This window comes from Lacinutrix cladophorae (genome assembly GCF_053604645.1).
Genome location: NZ_JBSHNR010000110.1, coordinates 571,389 through 588,198 on the forward strand (window position 1 = coordinate 571,389; position 16,810 = coordinate 588,198).

Sequence of the window (16,810 nt, forward strand, 5' to 3'; positions counted from 1 at the left end):
TCTTTTTTATAATCGTTTTGTCGAAAAAAATAGAATAGTTTAACAAATTACATTACATTTAACTTGCTATTAATCAATTATCTATAAAAGCATCGATCACAATCTTAATTAGTTAAGTTATTGTAGTTGATGCTTTTTTTTATAACTACTATTATAATTTTCATTTTATTATTCTGTGAATTCAAAAAGATATTTTTTTACATTTATTGTTTTGTTTTTTTTGCATAATGCAATCTCTCAAAATAACTATTTAGATAGTTTAACTATTTCTATTGCTAAATATTCCAAAGAAAATCAAATACGGGAGATATTACAAATACCATATGATAAGGCTGTTGGTAATATTGCTGTTTTTGAAAAATTAGCAGATAAGGCTATATTTTTATCTAAGGAAATAAACGACAGTCTACTATTAGCAGCATCTATTGAACAAAAAATATTAGCATTGCATTTTACTTCAAAAAATGAAGAAGCGCTTCAGTTGTCTTTACAGTCTATTAGAATCTATGAAAAATTTAATAAGCAAATTAAAATAGGCGATTTATATAGTGATTTGGGTTGGAAATTAAAATACAGAGATTTAAAAAAAGCGTTTGCTTATATGCAGAAAGGCATTAAAATTAGGGAGAAGTATAACGATAACCTTGATCGACTTTATAGTGCTTATGATAATTATGGTGTGTTGCATGGTTTAAAAAAACAATGGGATAGCGCACTGTATTATCATGAGAAATCATTAAAATTTAGAAAGCATATTAAAGATAGTGTAAGCATTCCTTTTGGTTACTCACATATAGCAAATGTATATTTAAATACAGAGAAGTTTAGCCTTGCCGAAAAGTATTTAGACAGCTCTTTACAGATTAGAGAGCAAAGAAATGATGTGTATGGTATTACAGATTCTAAACTATATTTTGGAGACTTATTTTTTGCGAAAAAAGAATTTAATAAAGCCGCTTTTCATTTTGATCAAGCTTTCCAATTATCTAATACATACAAGTATTTTCCCTTACAAAAATATGCTGCAGAGTATTTGTATAAAAGTTATGATTCTTTGAAAAACTATAAAGAAGCCTTGAAGTATAACCTAATCTTTAACAAATTAAAAGATAGTGTTTCTAATGTGAATACTAATAGTAAAATAGCCGAATTAGAAATTGAATATGAGACAGAAAGAAAAGAAAAAGAGATTTTAACACAAAGAGCAAATATAGCAGAACAAAGCTTGACAATACAGCAAAGAAATTATCAAATTTTCTTGCTAATAGCAGTAACAGTAATTCTTGGGTTTTTAGGTTATTTATTTTATAACCAACAAAAATTAAAAAACCAACAACTTAAAAAAGAGAACGACCTTAAAGAAGCATTAGCAAAAATTGAAACGCAAAATAGACTGCAAGAACAACGTTTACGAATTTCAAGAGATTTGCACGATAATATTGGCGCACAACTTACTTTTATTATTTCTTCTTTAGATAACTTAAAATATGGATTCCATCTACCAGATAAATTAGACAAAAAATTAAGCAGCATAAGCACTTTCACTACTTCTACTATTTACGAGCTTAGAGATACTATTTGGGCTATGAATAAGAGTGAAATTACCTATGATGATTTGCAATCTAGAATTTCTAATTTTATAGATAAAGCCAATTTGATTTCTGAAAAAATATCCTTCTCTTTTAATGCCGAAGAAAATACACAAAAAGATTTAAAACTAACTTCTGTTGAAGGCATGAATATTTATAGAATCATTCAAGAAGCAGTTAATAATGCCCTTAAATACGCATATGCATCTAAAATTGAAGTGTATATCAATAGTGCAAATAAGCAGCAACTTACAATTTCTATTTTAGATAATGGGAAAGGCTTTGATTTAAAAAAGGTAGATTTAGGTAACGGAATAAACAATATGAAAAAAAGAGCCAATGATATTCATGCAACATTGCATTTCGAATCGATACCTAATAAAGGAACTGTTATTAAATTAACAAAAGAGTTAAATACGTAATTCATCGTATTTCAAGTAAAGCAAGAAACACATACATTAGTAGAAATATCTTTTTATGAATATTAAAATTGCCATAGCAGACGATAATACTTTTCTTATACATACTGTAAAAGAAAAATTGTCTTTTTTTGACGATCTAAGTTTTAAATTTTCTGGGCTTAATGGATCTGATTTGTTAGTTAAATTAGAAGAAAATCACAATATAGACCTTATTCTAATGGATATTGATATGCCTATCCTTAATGGTATTGAAACCACCGAAATTGTAAAACAAAAGTATCCGCATATTAAAATTATTATGCTTACTGTTTTTGATAATGACGAAAATATTTTTAATTCTATTAAAGCGGGAGCAGATGGCTATTTACTAAAAGAAATAAATCCTAAAGATTTACATAAAGGTATTCTCGAAACGATAAACGGAGGAGCAGCAATGAACCCTTCTATTGCTTTAAAAACTCTGAAACTACTTAGAAATCCAATAGAAATTAATAACAAAACCGAACAAGAAGAAATAAAACTTACAGAAAGAGAAATTGATGTTCTTGAGCAATTAAGTAAAGGATTGAGTTATAATTCTATTGGTAGTAACTTAATTATTTCAACAGGAACTGTTAGAAAGCATATTGAAAATATTTATAGAAAACTGCAAGTGCATAATAAGTTAGAAGCTGTTCAAAAAGCAAAAAAGAATAATCTTATTTAATTCATTTTTTTTATACCTTTCCCTAAAATAGGAAAGATGCGTAAAATCCTTTTAGGTGCCATTATTACCTTGGTAATACTCTTTGCATTCAAACAATGTAATACTAAAAAAGAAGACAAAATTGTACTTCAAGAAAGCTCTATGTTAATACAAGAGCAAATTAAAAATGTTGGTAAACTTGTTGTTACCGAAGGTCACTTTAGCGAAGTTTTTAATTATAAAAATTCTAAAGAAATTTTCGGCCAATATTTTACTTCCAATAAAAAAGCACTAGTTGTGGTAAATGCCGATGTAACTATTGCTTACGATTTAAGTAAAATAGAATTTAAAATAGATTCTGTAAACAAAATACTTACCATTGTTAGTATTCCAAAAGAAGAAATTAAAGTCAACCCAGATTTTGAATATTATGATGTGCAAGCAGATTTCTTAAATCCATTTGAAGCCAATGATTATAATGAGATAAAAGAAATCGTAAAGCAATCTTTAATGAAAAAAGTGGAAGCATCCGATTTAAAAACCAATGCCAAAAACAGACTCATTAGCGAATTGTCTAAATTCTATATCTTAACGAACTCTTTAGGTTGGACGCTAAAATCTAATGAAAACTTTATTGGATCTCAAACGGATTTTCAAAATCTAAAATTATAAATCTAAGTTATAATTATCGAAACTGATTTTAGATAGTTATTAATTTAAATTATTCAATTGCAATCGGTAAAGGAGCTAAGTCTTTTCCATCAAAAGCAGGGTGGTTTTTCTCGTATTTATTAACTTTAAAAATAGAAGAGTTAGTTTCTATTGGGTTTTGATATTGCCATACAATAGTTCCCAATTGGTTAATCTCATATAACGTTCCTGCTCTACCATTTGTAATTAAAGTGTTTCCATTAGGTAATCTTTTTGCTCCAGAAAGTCGCGAAGAGTATATAATGTCATTTTCATAAGACCAATTATAGGTTTCTGGTAGGTTTATGCTATTGGGTAATAATTCGTAGGTTCCGTTTGGTAATTGTGGAATTAGAATTTCATCAATTGAAGATTTATTCGAGTATTTATTGTTATTAAAAACCAGGAAGTTACCTCCGTTATTTGTAGTGTTTCCAAGCCAAGTTACATCATGCTGACCAAATAAGCGTTGGTCTTCAGGAGTTCCCATATTATAAGCTATCGGGTTTCCCCATCGATATAATAAATCGCCTCCTTTATTGCTGTTGCCTCCTAGGTGGGATGCCGCTTCTGCTGTAGATGTGCTATGATCAATAATCCAAAATTCATTAAAGTTTCTTGAACTTACTACAATTTGATCAAATGCTTCAATATATGCAATGGAATTTAGGTGATTAAAATTTGCATCGCCACTAGAAAAATTAATATTAATCAATTCTGGATGATTAGAAACCACTCCGAAGTTTTCTTTTGAAGCATCATAATCTTGAATTAAATGATCCCAAACAGACCATTGCCAAACAATTTCTGCTTGGTTATTTGCTAGCGGATTTATCTCTATAATCTTGCAAGGCCAAACTTTGTTGTCAAAAAGTAAATTTGGATTTCGTCCTTTTTGAATGGCTTCATTTGCAGATTTATATTCCCAAACGATAGCAAGTATATTACCGTTAGGTAACAAGCTTAAATCGTGATGTAATACATAATTAGATGTGTTGTACTCCCAAAACCATATTTGATCTCCTTCAAAGTTTAATATTTCTATTGCTCCAGTTAATCCAGATTCAAATTCGGTATTAGTTTGTCTTAATGCTCTAATTAAATTACCCTCGTCTGTTAAATATGAAACTAAAGCCGAAGTGTTAGATTCCCATTTGTTAACCACAAAACCTTCATTGTTGATAAGAAAAGTATTGTTTGACCCTAAAGGGGATAGTAAGGTGTAAGCATCGTAAATGTCATTTTCATAAATAATTGTGTTTTCACTTAAATCTATTGGTGTAGATGTTGTAAAATCATCATCTCCTTTGCAATTAAAAAAAAATAATACACTAAGTGATAATAAAAGCTTTAACAAGTTCTTTTCCATAATTACGATGGGAGCTATTTAAAAAAGTATAATTCTGAAAAATACATAAGAAGAAACTTAATGTGCAAATCAGAATTATACATATATACTTTTGAAATGTTTACTGGTTGTTTACTTTACAATCATTTTAAAAGTTTTGATTTTGTTTTCTATGTTTACTTTAGCGAAATAAACACCTGTGCTAATAGGATTTAGGTTAACTTCGTGCTTTTTTGTAGACAACTTAGAGTATAATACCTCTTGACCTAAACTATTAAATAGTATAAAATCAGACATGTTTGTAGTTGCCTGTAAAGTCAAAATATTTGTATCATAATTAATAAAGTGTTTAAAAGTATTCTGATCAATTTCTTCTATACCTAATGTTTCAGAAACAGTTAAATTGAAAAACATTAAAAGGTTAGCCGATGCAGTTGTCGTTGCGCGAAGTGCTACATAGTATGTGCCATTTGTTGGAGGTGTATATGTTGCAGAAGCTATATAAGCTTGAGAAATTAAATCATTTCCAGTTGCGTCTCCAAAAACTCCTGACTGCGTAATTCCCATATAGGTTCCTAGTAAAGATTGATACGTTGCAGTAGAAGATTGCTCATTAGTAACATACAATTCAAAACTTTCGTTAGAAGCAGAGTTTAAGTCAAATGCATTATACATTGCGTCTATTCCGTACGAACTATTAATTGATAGATCCATTTTTTTAGAAAAAATCCAATCATCTTTTGTTGTTTCAGTTGCGCTTTGTGGAAAGACAACCATAAAACTATCATTCGTGCCATCTCCATTTAAATCATTTATGTCCGTGTTATATGACCATACAGGACTAATCATATCTACATCTTCAGTTTCCCAGCAATCTAATATAGTTCCATCTGTAAAACTCTCAGAATATGGAAACATTGCAGAATCCGAACAATCTCTCGCAGATCTAAAGCCAACTGGGCCAACCCAATCACTATCTCCATCAAAACCACCGCAATTAGTACGTATATAAAACTCGTAATTTGTATTAGCAGTCAATCCGGTAAACATATAATTTGGTGTTGTGATGTTTGAAGCGAGAACTCCAGTTCCTTGAGAAAAACCAACTGCTCCCCATTCTATTTCCCATGTTGGAGTACCTGTATTTGTATCAGACCAACCTAAATCAAATGTAGTAGGAGTAGAATTAGCAGTAGCTACAAAAGTCGAAGGAGCAATACATACAGCTATAGACTCCGTTAAAGTAAACTCAAAACCAAAAGAACTCCATCTATTATCCCAAACGATATAATAGGTAGTATTTGCAGTAGTATTAAAGGTAACTTCAGATAAATAATTACCGCCTGGGTAATCTACATCGTCGCTTCCTGAAATACATACCAACGCGCCACAAGTGCCTTCATAAATATGAACTCTAGTATCCCCGTTTAAGTTCGCTGGCAAAATATTGGAAGATACTGTTGCCGATCCAGAGGTTGTAGGGGTATAGGTATACCATTCAGCAGCAGGGCCAGTAGTTGAGCCTCCTGAGCAAATAACAGTTGTGCCTTCAGTTCCGTTTATATTTTGTACAGTGTATGTTCCGGCAGTAATAATTGATGCTCCGGCACAAGTGTCTTGAGCATTCACAAAAAAGGAAAAGGTTAAGAAACAAAAAAGTATTAAAGTAATTTTTTTCATAATATAAAATTTATTGATTAAGCATTACAATATAATATATTTATTTAATTTTATCCAGTAACTAGTGTAATTTAGATTTATGAAAAAAAATATAAGCCCATAAACTTTAATACTATTAAACTATAGTTTTTTACTCAAACTTAACCAACCTCCTCCATTAATTGTTTCAATACCATGCGCTTTTAAAATACTAGCAGCACTGCCAGATCGCATGCCACTCGCGCAACAAGTAATTACAGGTTTGTTTAGTTTTTCAATCTCCTTAATTTTACCCGAAATAATTTGTAAAGGAATGTTTTTTGAACCAGGAATTGCTCCTTGGCTATATTCACCTTTTGTTCTTACATCTAAAATGATGGCTCCTCTAGATTTAAAATCTTCAATTTTATCCTTATTATTCCCCAAAAAGAAACTTAATAATCCCATATTTTTTTGTTTTAGGCAAAGTACCAGCAAATTTTTCAAATTATAAGTAACAATAGTTACAGCAAATTTTCTTTATCTTCCTCCACAATATGAAAACAGAAACTAGAAAAAACGAAATAATTACAACCGCAGCTAAACTTTTTAAAGAAAAGGGTTTTAGTGCTGTTACTATGCGAGATATAGCAACAGAAATGGGCATTAAAGCGGCTAGCTTATATAATCACATAAATTCAAAACAAGAAATTCTAAAAGAAATTATTATTTCTTTAGCGGAAGAATTTACCCAAGGTATGGAACTGATTTATAATTCTAAATACAATAGTCTAGATAAATTAAGTCAAATTATAGCGCTTCACGTAACAATTACAAACAATAATACTCCAGGAATGGCATCTTTAAATAACGACTGGATGCATTTAGAAGAACATTTAAATTATTATTTAAAGTTAAGAAACAACTATGAAGCTACTTTTTTAAGCATAATAAAAGAAGGTGTTTCTTCTTCCGAAATCAAGAAAGTTAATCCCGAAATTGTTATGTTTACTATGCTTTCCACTTTGCGCTCCCTTTATCTTTGGATTCCTAAAAAAGAAGACCTCAACGCAAACGATTTAGCAAATAACCTAAGCACAATCCTAATTCAGGGAATTAACAAATAGTTTGCAATATATTTCTTAACTTTGTCAAACAAACTAACAAGTGTTAGTTTCTGTTTTATTCTTGTTGTAACAGGAATTTTTTAATGATTATTAGGATTTTAATTAAAGTAAATACGCTTAAGACGTATCACAATAATGGCACAATTTTATAAGCTTAAAATAAACGATATATATAAAGAAACAGAAGATACTTCTGTAGTTTCTTTTCATATCCCAACTACATTAGAAAAGGAATTTAAATTTCGTCAAGGACAACATTTAACTCTTAAAGCCGATATTAACGGAGAAGATATTCGTCGTTCCTATTCCCTTTGTTCTAGTCCTATAGATAACCAATGGAAAGTAGCTGTAAAACAAATTCCAGGAGGTATATTTTCAACCTACGTTAATGAAGTCTTACAAACAGGTGATACTCTAGAGGTTATGGCGCCAAGCGGAAACTTTGGAGTAGAAGTACAACCAGAAGCATCTAAAAACTATATATTCTTTGCTGCTGGAAGTGGTGTTACACCAGTTTTGTCTATGATAAAAACCCATTTATCTGCAGAACCTAATGCAACTTGTAAATTATTTTATGTCAATAAAACAGCAAAATCCATTATCTTTAAAGAAGAACTAGAACAACTTAGAAATACATACTTTGGTAGATTAGAAATATATTATTTCTTAACCAAAGAACGTAGAGATATCGAATTGTTCAACGGACGATTTGACGATGAAAAAATGCAAGTGCTAACCAAAACATTTATCGATATTCCAGATACAAACGAAGTCTTTCTTTGTGGTCCAGAAAAAATGGTAAACTACGTTAGTGAATATCTAATTCAAGCAGGATTACCAAAAGAACTCGTTCATTTCGAGCTTTTCGTAACCGGACTTTCAGATGAAGATATTAAAAGAGCAGAACGTTTAGCACAACAAAAAGTAGAAGGAACCGAAGTAATAATCGTAGATGGAGGAAAAGAATTTACTTTCACTATGACTAAAGAATATGATAATATTCTAGACGCAGCCTTAGGCGCAGGAGCAGATTTGCCATTCGCTTGCAAAGGAGGCGTTTGTAGCACCTGCAAATGTGAAGTCAAGGAAGGTACAGTCGAAATGAAAATAAATTATGCTTTAAGCGATAAAGAAGTATCTCAAAATTTGGTGCTAAGCTGTCAAGCAGTACCAACAACAGATAAAGTGATCGTTGATTTCGATGTGTAAAATTCCTGCGAAGGCAGGAATCTCAAATAAAAATGTCATTCAGAGCAATAGCGAAGAATCTCATTAAATAATAATTTGGGCGTTACCACAAGGGTCAGGCTTTCCGCTTAAATCTTTTTTGAGAAAAACAAAAAAGGATAACGCTGCAATCCTTAACGCACACACCAACTAAGAATCGTGAATATTCTTAAGTCTTGGTAAATATATAAAGTAATTAATGGCATTTCTGCATAGGCAGGAATCCACAAAAAACTAAAAAACTATTCACTAATAACTAATACAATGAGTGAAGAACAAATAAAAAACCTAGAAGCACAATTCGAAGCTCGAATCGCAAGAGACGAGAAAATCGAACCTAAAGATTGGATGCCAGAAAAATATCGCAAAACGCATATTAGACAAATGTCGCAACACGCACATTCCGAAATTGTTGGCATGCTTCCAGAAGGGAATTGGATTACAAGAGCGCCTTCCTTAAGACGAAAAGTAGCATTGTTAGCTAAAGTTCAAGACGAAGCTGGACATGGTTTGTATTTATATTCTGCTTGTGAAACCTTAGGTGTTTCTCGCGAAGAATTATACGAACAATTACATTCAGGTAAAGCAAAGTATTCTTCCATTTTTAATTATCCAACAATAACTTGGGCAGATATGGGAGCAATCGGTTGGCTAGTAGATGGCGCAGCAATTATAAATCAAGTGCCATTGTGTAATACTTCATATGGACCATATGCAAGAGCAATGGTTCGCGTGTGTAAAGAGGAAAGTTTTCACCAACGTCAAGGATATGAAATCATGATAAAACTGGCAAACGGAACTCCAGAGCAAAAAGAATTAGCGCAAGATGCTCTAAACCGTTGGTGGTGGCCAAGTTTAATGATGTTAGGTCCTACAGATGCAGAGTCCATCCATACAGAACAATCCATGAAATGGAAATTAAAACGTAAGTCTAACGACGATTTACGCCAACAATTTATAGATCAAACCGTACCGCAAGCCGAGTTAATCGGGTTAACCATTCCAGATGCCGATTTAAAATGGAATGATGAAAAAGGAGTATATGATTTTGGAGAGATTGATTGGGACGAGTTTTGGCAAGTAGTAAAAGGCCATGGACCAATGAATAAAGAACGAATGAAAGCAAGAGTTGACGCTTGGGAAGAGGGAGAATGGGTTCGTGACGCAGCAATGGCTTATGCAGAAAAGAAACATACCTCTTTGAAAAAAGAGGTCTCATAATCGATATTAATGAATTATTGGTATGTCTATATCATGACAAATAAACCTTATGGTGTAATTTATATTGGTGTAACCGATAATATTGAGGAAAGAGTTAAAGAACATAAACTAAAAGTGTATCCAAAATCATTCACAGCTAAATATAATTGTGATAAAATAGTTTATTTTGAAGAGTTCGAACAAGGTAATGAAGCAGAGAAACGAGAAAGACAATTCAAAAAATGGAAAAGAGATTGGAAAATTCAATTGATAGAGGAAATGAATCCTAATTGGACAGATATAAGTATTAATTGGAATCTGAACTATAATAAATTAAGAAAGTAAAATATAATTAACAAGATACCTGTTTTCACAGGCATTAAAATTATGTCAACAAAAAATTGGCCCTTATGGGAAGTCTTCGTAAGAAGTAAAAACGGATTAGAACATCGTCACTGTGGAAGTTTACACGCAGCAGATGAGGAAATGGCATTAGAAAACGCTAGAGATGTCTACACAAGAAGAAGCGAAGGCGTAAGTATTTGGGTGGTAGAATCTAAACACATCACAGCTTCAAATCCTGAGAATAATGGTGAAATGTTTGAACCTGCTCACGATAAAGTATATCGTCATCCAACATTTTATGATTTACCAGATGAGGTAAAGCACATGTAACAAATTCCTGCGAAGGCAGGAATCTCATTATTAATAAGAACTTCACTTCGAGTGATTTGTGAGGAACGAACAAATCGTATCGAGAAGTAATTAAAAAGATACCCACTTTCGTGGGCACTGAAGATGAAACAAAACCTATACAACTACATTCTAGGCATTGCAGACAACAGTTTAATCCTTGGTCAAAGACTAGGAGAGTTAACAGGTCATGGACCAAGTCTAGAAACAGATATTGCATGCACAAATATATCTTTAGATTTATTTGGGCAAGTACGTAGCTATTACCAATACGCTGCAAAAATTGCAGGAGATAAAAGAACCGAAGATGATATTGCAATGCTTCGTAAAGAACGTGAATATGTAAATGTTTTGTTGGTAGAACAACCCAATAGAGATTTTGCTTATACTATGGCACGTCAGTTTTTATTCGATGTGTATCATTTGCTTTTTTTACAAGAATTACAGAAAAGTAAAGACTTAACATTATCTGCTATATCTAACAAATCGATAAAAGAAGTGAGTTATCATTTGCGTTTTTCTACAGATTGGATAAAACGTTTAGGTGATGGTACAGCAGTGAGTCATCAAAAAATGCAAGATGCTATTGATGGTTTATGGACATACACAGACGAATTATTTCATCAAACCGAAGCAGATAAAGCTATGGTTTCAGAAGAGATTGGTGTAGATGTAACCAAACTAAAAGAAGCATACTACGAGAAAGTACAAGCGGTTTTAAAAGAAGCAACTTTAACTGTTCCAGAATCAAAATGGTTTCAAAAAGGAGGTAAGCAAGGCGTTCATACTGAACATTTAGGATATTTATTAAGCGATTTACAATACATGCAAAGAACGTATCCTAATATGGAATGGTAACACAAATTCCTGCGAAGGCAGGAATCTCATAATCGAAAAAGTAAAAGTTAGTCGGTTAAACATGACGTCACTTCGAGTGATTTGTTAAGAGTAAACAAATTAAAGCGATAAACAATAAAATAAGATTCCCGTTTTCACGGGAAGCGAATATGACAACAACAGAACAAAACATAGAGTCTATATTAATTCCAATACTGGAACAAGTTTCAGATCCTGAAATTCCAGTATTATCCATAATGGATATGGGAGTCGTACGTTCTGCTGTTTTCGAAAATAATGTGGTGAAAGTGCAAATTACACCAACCTATAGTGGTTGTCCTGCAATGGATGTGATTGGTGACGATATTAAAGCAGCTTTAAAAACCGCAGGGTATGATTCTGAAATAGAATTAATTTTAGCACCAGCTTGGACAACCGATTGGATAACACCAAGAGGACGTAAAGCATTAGAAGATTACGGGATAGCTGCACCTTTAAATGCCGAAGCAGATAAAGAGGTATTGTTAAACGGGAAACGATTGGTAAAATGTACTAATTGTGGTTCCACAAATACAAGATTAGTTAGTCAGTTTGGCTCCACAGCATGCAAAGCACAATTTCAGTGTGACGATTGCCAAGAGCCATTTGATTACTTCAAGTGTTTGAAATAATCAAATTCCTGCGAAAGCAGAAATCTCTTAATAGAAAGTATTAATAATACGTCAGTTCGAGTGAAATTGCTTTTTTGCAATTTTGAATCGAGAACATAAAAAAAATAGTGTTTTGTCATTCTTGCGAATGTAGGAATCCACAATAAAAGAAAAACATATGAGTAAAAGCATTCTTTTAAAAATAGAAAATAAAATAGCGTACATCACGCTAAATAGACCGGAAGTGTTTAATAGTATAAATAGAGAAATGGCATTTCTATTTCAAGATACTCTAGATGCTTGCGAAACAAATACTGGCGTCAGAGCCATTGTAATTACAGGAGCAGGAAAAGCATTTGGAGCTGGTCAAGATTTAAAAGAAGTTACAGATCCAGACTTAAATCCTGGTTTCAAAAAAATATTAGACGAGCACTACAATCCAATAATAACAAAAATCCGAGCGATTAAAAAACCAATTATCGCAGCAGTAAATGGCGTTGCAGCAGGAGCAGCAGCCAATATTGCATTGGCTTGTGATATTGTTGTTGCACATGAAAAAGTAAATTTTATTCAAGCATTTAGTTTAATAGGCTTAATTCCAGATAGTGCAGGAACGTATTTTTTACCAAGATTAATCGGATTTCAAAAAGCGCAAGCATTAGCCATGTTAGGTGATAAGATTGGAGCTGAAGAAGCAGAGAAAACGGGAATGATTTACAAAATGATTCCATTAGAAAATTTTGAAGATGAAGTAAACAAACTCGCTTTAAAATTAGCAAATATGCCAACTTTAGCACTCGGAAAAATTAAAGAAGCATTCAATGCGTCATTAACCAATACTTTAGAGCAACAACTGGCTTTAGAATCTAAATTACAAATAGAAGCAGCAAGTACTAACGATTATGCAGAAGGCGTTGCAGCGTTTATTGAAAAAAGAAAACCAAATTTTAAAGGAAATTAATTTCTCTTGCAAGGTTTTCAAAACCTTGTAGGTGTTTAATAGCGTAAAAGTTAGTTTTTTCAGTAAGGTTTTGAAAACCAAAAAGAGATTAAAATAGAATATTAATAAATAAGATTCCTGCCTTCGCAGGAAATAGATATGAACATAGGAATTATAGGTTCTGGAACCATGGGAAGTGGCATCGCACAAGTTGCAGCTACTGCTGGTTGTAAAGTGAAATTATACGATACCAATCAAGCTGCTTTAGATAAAGCTAAAGCAAGTTTAGAGAAAATACTATTGCGTCTTATTGAAAAAGGACGAATGGATTTGGATGAAAAAAACAGAATTCAATCTAATATTTCTTATGTAGATAGTCTTAAAGATTTAGCAGATGCCAACTTAACGATCGAAGCTATTATTGAAAACCTAGACATCAAGAAAAAAGTATTTTCAGAATTAGAAAGTTATGTTGCAGACGATTGTATAATCGCTTCAAACACATCCAGCTTATCTATAGCATCCATTGCAGCTTCACTACAAAAACCTGAGCGTTGTATCGGAATTCACTTTTTCAATCCAGCACCTTTAATGAAATTGGTGGAAGTTATTCCAGCTATTCAAACCTCAAAAGAAGTGCTTGAAAAAGCCATACAAACTATAAAAGATTGGAAAAAAGTAGTAGCAGTAGCTAAAGATACACCAGGTTTTATTGTAAACCGTGTGGCAAGACCTTTTTATGGAGAAGCGTTACGAATATATGAAGAAGGAATAGCCGATTTTGCAACTATAGATTATGCTTTAAAAAGCGTAGGTAATTTCAGAATGGGACCATTCGAGCTCATGGATTTCATAGGAAACGATGTTAATTATACAGTTACCGAAACGGTGTTTACAGCGTTCTATTTCGATCCAAGATACAAGCCAGCATTCACACAAAAACGTTTTGCTGAAGCAGGTTATTTAGGACGAAAATCTGGAAAAGGCTATTATGATTATTCTGAAGGAGCTGTAAAACCAGAACCAAAAGAAGATAAAGATATAGCAGAACAAATATGCAACAGAGTTTTAGTAATGTTAATCAATGAAGCAGCAGACGCACTATTTTTAAACATCGCATCTGCAGAAGATATAGACAATGCCATGACCAAGGGTGTTAATTATCCAAAAGGGTTATTGGCTTGGGCAGATGAAAAAGGTATCGATTGGTGTGTAACTAAGTTAGACGATTTATATAATGAGTACCATGAAGATAGATACCGTTGCAGTCCGTTATTACGTAAAATGAAGCAATCGGGTATGAGGTTTTATTAAAAAGGTTTGAGGTATGAGGAAATCGAAGTATCATTTTAAATTTGAAGATTTAGGAATTTACACTAAAGCCATAGAGTTTGGAGAGGTTGTAAGTAAATTAATTAAAAATTTTCCAAAAGAAGAACGATTTGAACTCACATCACAATTTAAAAGAGCTGCAGATTCTATCGCTTTAAACATAGCTGAGGGTTCGAGTGGAACAGATAAACAGTTTTATAATTATTTGGGAAATGCTTGGCATAGTGCTCATGAATGTGTTTCATGTAGTTCTAAAGCGCAAATGAGAAATAATATTTCTGCCGAAGAAGATGAAGAGAATCGAAAGTTGATTACAGAGTTATCTAAAATGATAACGTCTTTACGAACTAAAATTTCTAAAAGAATTAAATAAATTTCAATGGAATCCAAGAGTAAACCTATTGCCTCACACCTCATCCCTAAACGCATGTTATCCCAAGATGCCTACAGTACTTGGCTAGGGATAGAAATCCTAGAATGCGAAATAGGTCGCTGTAAAGTAGCAATGACTGTAAGAAAAGAAATGCTAAATAGCATGGGTAAAGCTCATGGTGGAATCAGTTATTCCTTAGCAGATACAGCATTCGGATTTGCAGCAAATACACATGGTAAATATGCCGTTTCTATCGAAACAAGTATCAACCATATAGAAGCCTTGGAAGAAGGAGATTATATTACAGCAGAATCAGTAATAGAAAACGTAAAAAATAAATTAGGCTTTAATATTATTGAAGTCAAAAGAGGAGAAGAATTAGTGGCACTTTTTAAAGGAGTTGTTTATAGAACTCAAAAAGATTGGGATTAATTCCTGCGAAGGCAGGAATCTCATAATAAAAGTAAATGAAACTTTGGTACGTCTACATAATGGCAAATAAGCCAAATGGAGTAATTTATATCGGAGTAACTAATAATTTAGGAGAAAGAGTTAAAGAGCATAAATTAAAAGTTTACCCAAAATCTTTTACAGCTAGATATAATTGTGAGAATCTAGTTTATTTTGAAGAATTCGTAAATGGTGAAAAAGCATCAATTAGAGAAATTCAATTTAAGAAATGGAAAAGAGATTGGAAGATTAAATTAATAGAAGAAATGAATCCGAGTTGGGCAGATTTAAGCCTAAACTGGAATCTAGGAAACAAGATATTTAGGAATAACAATTAATAAGATACCTGCTTTCGCAGGCATTAATTATGAAAGAAGCATACATAATAGACGGAATTAGAACACCAATAGGAAATTATAAAGGTACTTTATCTGCTGTTCGTACAGACGATTTAGGCGCTTTAGTAATAGAAGAAGTTGTAAAACGTAATCCAAGTATTCCAAAGGAAGCATACGACGATGTTATCATGGGTTGCGCAAATCAAGCAGGAGAAGACAATCGTAATGTAGCACGAATGGCTTCGCTTTTAGCAGGATTACCATATACCGTTCCTGGAGAAACCGTAAACCGACTTTGTAGTTCTGGCCTATCTGCAATTATTCACGCAAACAGAGCCATAAAAGCAGGCGATGGCGACGTGTTTATTTCTGGTGGAGTTGAAAACATGACACGCGGACCCTACGTCATGGCAAAACCATCATCCGCATTTGGAGGCGATTCTAAACTATACGATTCTACTTTCGGATGGCGATTTGTAAATCCGAAAATGCACGAAATGTATGGCACAGACGGCATGGGAATGACGGCAGAAAACTTAGTAGAAAAATATAATATCTCTCGCGAAGACCAAGATAAATTCGCACTTTGGAGTCAGCAAAAAGCAACCAAAGCACAAGAAAACGGACGACTAGCAAAAGAAATAGTTACTGTCGAAATTCCGCAACGTAAAAAAGATCCTATCCAATTTTCAAAAGATGAGTTTATAAAACCAAGCTCTTCCTTAGAAGTTTTAGGAAAGCTAAGAGCAGCATTTAAAAAAGAAGGAGGAAGCGTAACTGCAGGAAATTCTTCAGGATTAAATGATGGTGCAGCGGCAACCATTATTGCGAGTGAAGATGCAGTAAAAAAGTACAATCTTAAACCATTAGCAAAAATTGTAAGTTCTGCAGTGGTTGGCGTCGAACCTAGAATTATGGGCATTGGTCCTGTGCAAGCGTCTAATAAAGCATTAGAAAAAGCAGGTTTAACCATGGAGGATATCGATATCATAGAGCTTAACGAAGCCTTTGCGGCACAAGCTTTGGCATGCATTCGTGCTTGGGGATTGGCAGATAACGACCCAAGAATTAACCCAAATGGAGGCGCTATTGCTATCGGTCATCCGCTTGGCGTAACAGGAGCAAGAGTGGCCTATTCTGCGGCTTTAGAATTGCAGGAACAGAATAAAAAATATGCTTTAATTACGATGTGTATTGGTGTTGGTCAAGGGTATGCTTGCGTTATTGAAAACGTAAATGTCTAATATAGTTTGGGCGTTACCACAAGGGTC

19 protein-coding genes are annotated in these 16,810 nt (G+C 32.9%); 16 read left to right on the forward strand and 3 right to left on the reverse strand.

All coding sequences use genetic code 11. The features are described 5' to 3' along the window. Positions 1-220 precede the first annotated feature (220 nt). Genes ACVC3Y_RS09870 through ACVC3Y_RS09880 form a run of 3 tightly spaced genes read left to right on the forward strand, consistent with a single transcriptional unit; the run spans position 221 to position 3,368 of the window. On the forward strand, positions 221-2,011 hold the full coding sequence (locus ACVC3Y_RS09870; protein ID WP_452226766.1) for an ATP-binding protein: 1,791 nt from the start codon (positions 221-223) through the stop codon (positions 2,009-2,011). A gap of 55 nt (positions 2,012-2,066) precedes the next feature. Further along, a complete protein-coding gene (locus tag ACVC3Y_RS09875; protein WP_303421920.1) occupies positions 2,067-2,717 on the forward strand; it encodes a response regulator in 651 nt (216 codons plus the stop codon). Between the two features lie 36 nt (positions 2,718-2,753). Then, positions 2,754-3,368 (forward strand): DUF4230 domain-containing protein, encoded by a 615-nt coding sequence (locus ACVC3Y_RS09880; RefSeq protein ID WP_452226767.1) that lies wholly within the window; start codon positions 2,754-2,756, stop codon positions 3,366-3,368. 49 nt (positions 3,369-3,417) lie between these two features. Here the strand turns inward: ACVC3Y_RS09880 and ACVC3Y_RS09885 are convergent, their stop codons facing one another. From ACVC3Y_RS09885 to ACVC3Y_RS09895, 3 genes are all read right to left on the reverse strand, one after another. Continuing rightward, entirely contained in the window at positions 3,418-4,755 is a 1,338-nt protein-coding gene (locus ACVC3Y_RS09885) for an aryl-sulfate sulfotransferase (RefSeq protein WP_452226768.1), read from the reverse strand. Between the two features lie 111 nt (positions 4,756-4,866). After that, positions 4,867-6,414: a T9SS type A sorting domain-containing protein gene (locus tag ACVC3Y_RS09890; RefSeq protein WP_452226769.1), complete on the reverse strand. Its 1,548-nt coding sequence runs from the start codon at positions 6,412-6,414 to the stop codon at positions 4,867-4,869. A 120-nt stretch (positions 6,415-6,534) separates the two neighbouring features. Beyond that, positions 6,535-6,840: a rhodanese-like domain-containing protein gene (locus tag ACVC3Y_RS09895; RefSeq protein WP_303421912.1), complete on the reverse strand. Its 306-nt coding sequence runs from the start codon at positions 6,838-6,840 to the stop codon at positions 6,535-6,537. 89 nt (positions 6,841-6,929) lie between these two features. Here ACVC3Y_RS09895 and ACVC3Y_RS09900 point away from each other — a divergent pair, with 89 nt between their 5' ends. From ACVC3Y_RS09900 to pcaF, 13 genes are all read left to right on the forward strand, one after another. Continuing rightward, complete coding sequence (locus ACVC3Y_RS09900) at positions 6,930-7,499, forward strand: TetR/AcrR family transcriptional regulator (RefSeq protein WP_303421910.1); 570 nt, start codon at positions 6,930-6,932, stop codon at positions 7,497-7,499. 135 nt (positions 7,500-7,634) lie between these two features. Next, a complete protein-coding gene (locus tag ACVC3Y_RS09905; RefSeq protein WP_452226770.1) occupies positions 7,635-8,708 on the forward strand; it encodes a 2Fe-2S iron-sulfur cluster-binding protein in 1,074 nt (357 codons plus the stop codon). 282 nt (positions 8,709-8,990) lie between these two features. Further along, a complete protein-coding gene (paaA, locus tag ACVC3Y_RS09910) occupies positions 8,991-9,947 on the forward strand; it encodes a 1,2-phenylacetyl-CoA epoxidase subunit PaaA (RefSeq protein ID WP_452226771.1) in 957 nt (318 codons plus the stop codon). A gap of 9 nt (positions 9,948-9,956) precedes the next feature. Continuing rightward, complete coding sequence (locus ACVC3Y_RS09915) at positions 9,957-10,271, forward strand: GIY-YIG nuclease family protein (RefSeq protein WP_452226772.1); 315 nt, start codon at positions 9,957-9,959, stop codon at positions 10,269-10,271. 42 nt (positions 10,272-10,313) lie between these two features. Next, positions 10,314-10,601: a 1,2-phenylacetyl-CoA epoxidase subunit PaaB gene (paaB, locus tag ACVC3Y_RS09920; protein ID WP_303421903.1), complete on the forward strand. Its 288-nt coding sequence runs from the start codon at positions 10,314-10,316 to the stop codon at positions 10,599-10,601. 123 nt (positions 10,602-10,724) lie between these two features. Continuing rightward, positions 10,725-11,477, forward strand: coding sequence for a 1,2-phenylacetyl-CoA epoxidase subunit PaaC (paaC, locus tag ACVC3Y_RS09925; RefSeq protein WP_452226773.1), 753 nt, complete (start codon positions 10,725-10,727; stop codon positions 11,475-11,477). 149 nt (positions 11,478-11,626) lie between these two features. Continuing rightward, the gene (gene paaD, locus ACVC3Y_RS09930; protein ID WP_452226774.1) at positions 11,627-12,127 is read left to right on the forward strand and encodes a 1,2-phenylacetyl-CoA epoxidase subunit PaaD; all 501 of its coding nucleotides are present in this window, start codon (positions 11,627-11,629) and stop codon (positions 12,125-12,127) included. A 157-nt stretch (positions 12,128-12,284) separates the two neighbouring features. Beyond that, the gene (locus ACVC3Y_RS09935) at positions 12,285-13,067 is read left to right on the forward strand and encodes an enoyl-CoA hydratase-related protein (RefSeq protein WP_452226775.1); all 783 of its coding nucleotides are present in this window, start codon (positions 12,285-12,287) and stop codon (positions 13,065-13,067) included. A 138-nt stretch (positions 13,068-13,205) separates the two neighbouring features. Then, positions 13,206-14,360 carry a 3-hydroxyacyl-CoA dehydrogenase NAD-binding domain-containing protein gene (locus tag ACVC3Y_RS09940; protein ID WP_452226776.1) on the forward strand — a complete coding sequence of 385 codons (1,155 nt, stop codon included), beginning with the start codon at positions 13,206-13,208 and terminating at the stop codon, positions 14,358-14,360. A gap of 13 nt (positions 14,361-14,373) precedes the next feature. Next, a complete protein-coding gene (locus tag ACVC3Y_RS09945) occupies positions 14,374-14,751 on the forward strand; it encodes a four helix bundle protein (RefSeq protein ID WP_452226777.1) in 378 nt (125 codons plus the stop codon). Between the two features lie 6 nt (positions 14,752-14,757). Further along, the gene (locus tag ACVC3Y_RS09950) at positions 14,758-15,183 is read left to right on the forward strand and encodes a PaaI family thioesterase (protein WP_452226778.1); all 426 of its coding nucleotides are present in this window, start codon (positions 14,758-14,760) and stop codon (positions 15,181-15,183) included. A 35-nt stretch (positions 15,184-15,218) separates the two neighbouring features. Then, entirely contained in the window at positions 15,219-15,539 is a 321-nt protein-coding gene (locus tag ACVC3Y_RS09955) for a GIY-YIG nuclease family protein (RefSeq protein WP_303421888.1), read from the forward strand. 29 nt (positions 15,540-15,568) lie between these two features. Continuing rightward, complete coding sequence (gene pcaF, locus ACVC3Y_RS09960) at positions 15,569-16,783, forward strand: 3-oxoadipyl-CoA thiolase (protein WP_452226779.1); 1,215 nt, start codon at positions 15,569-15,571, stop codon at positions 16,781-16,783. Positions 16,784-16,810: the final 27 nt, after the last annotated feature.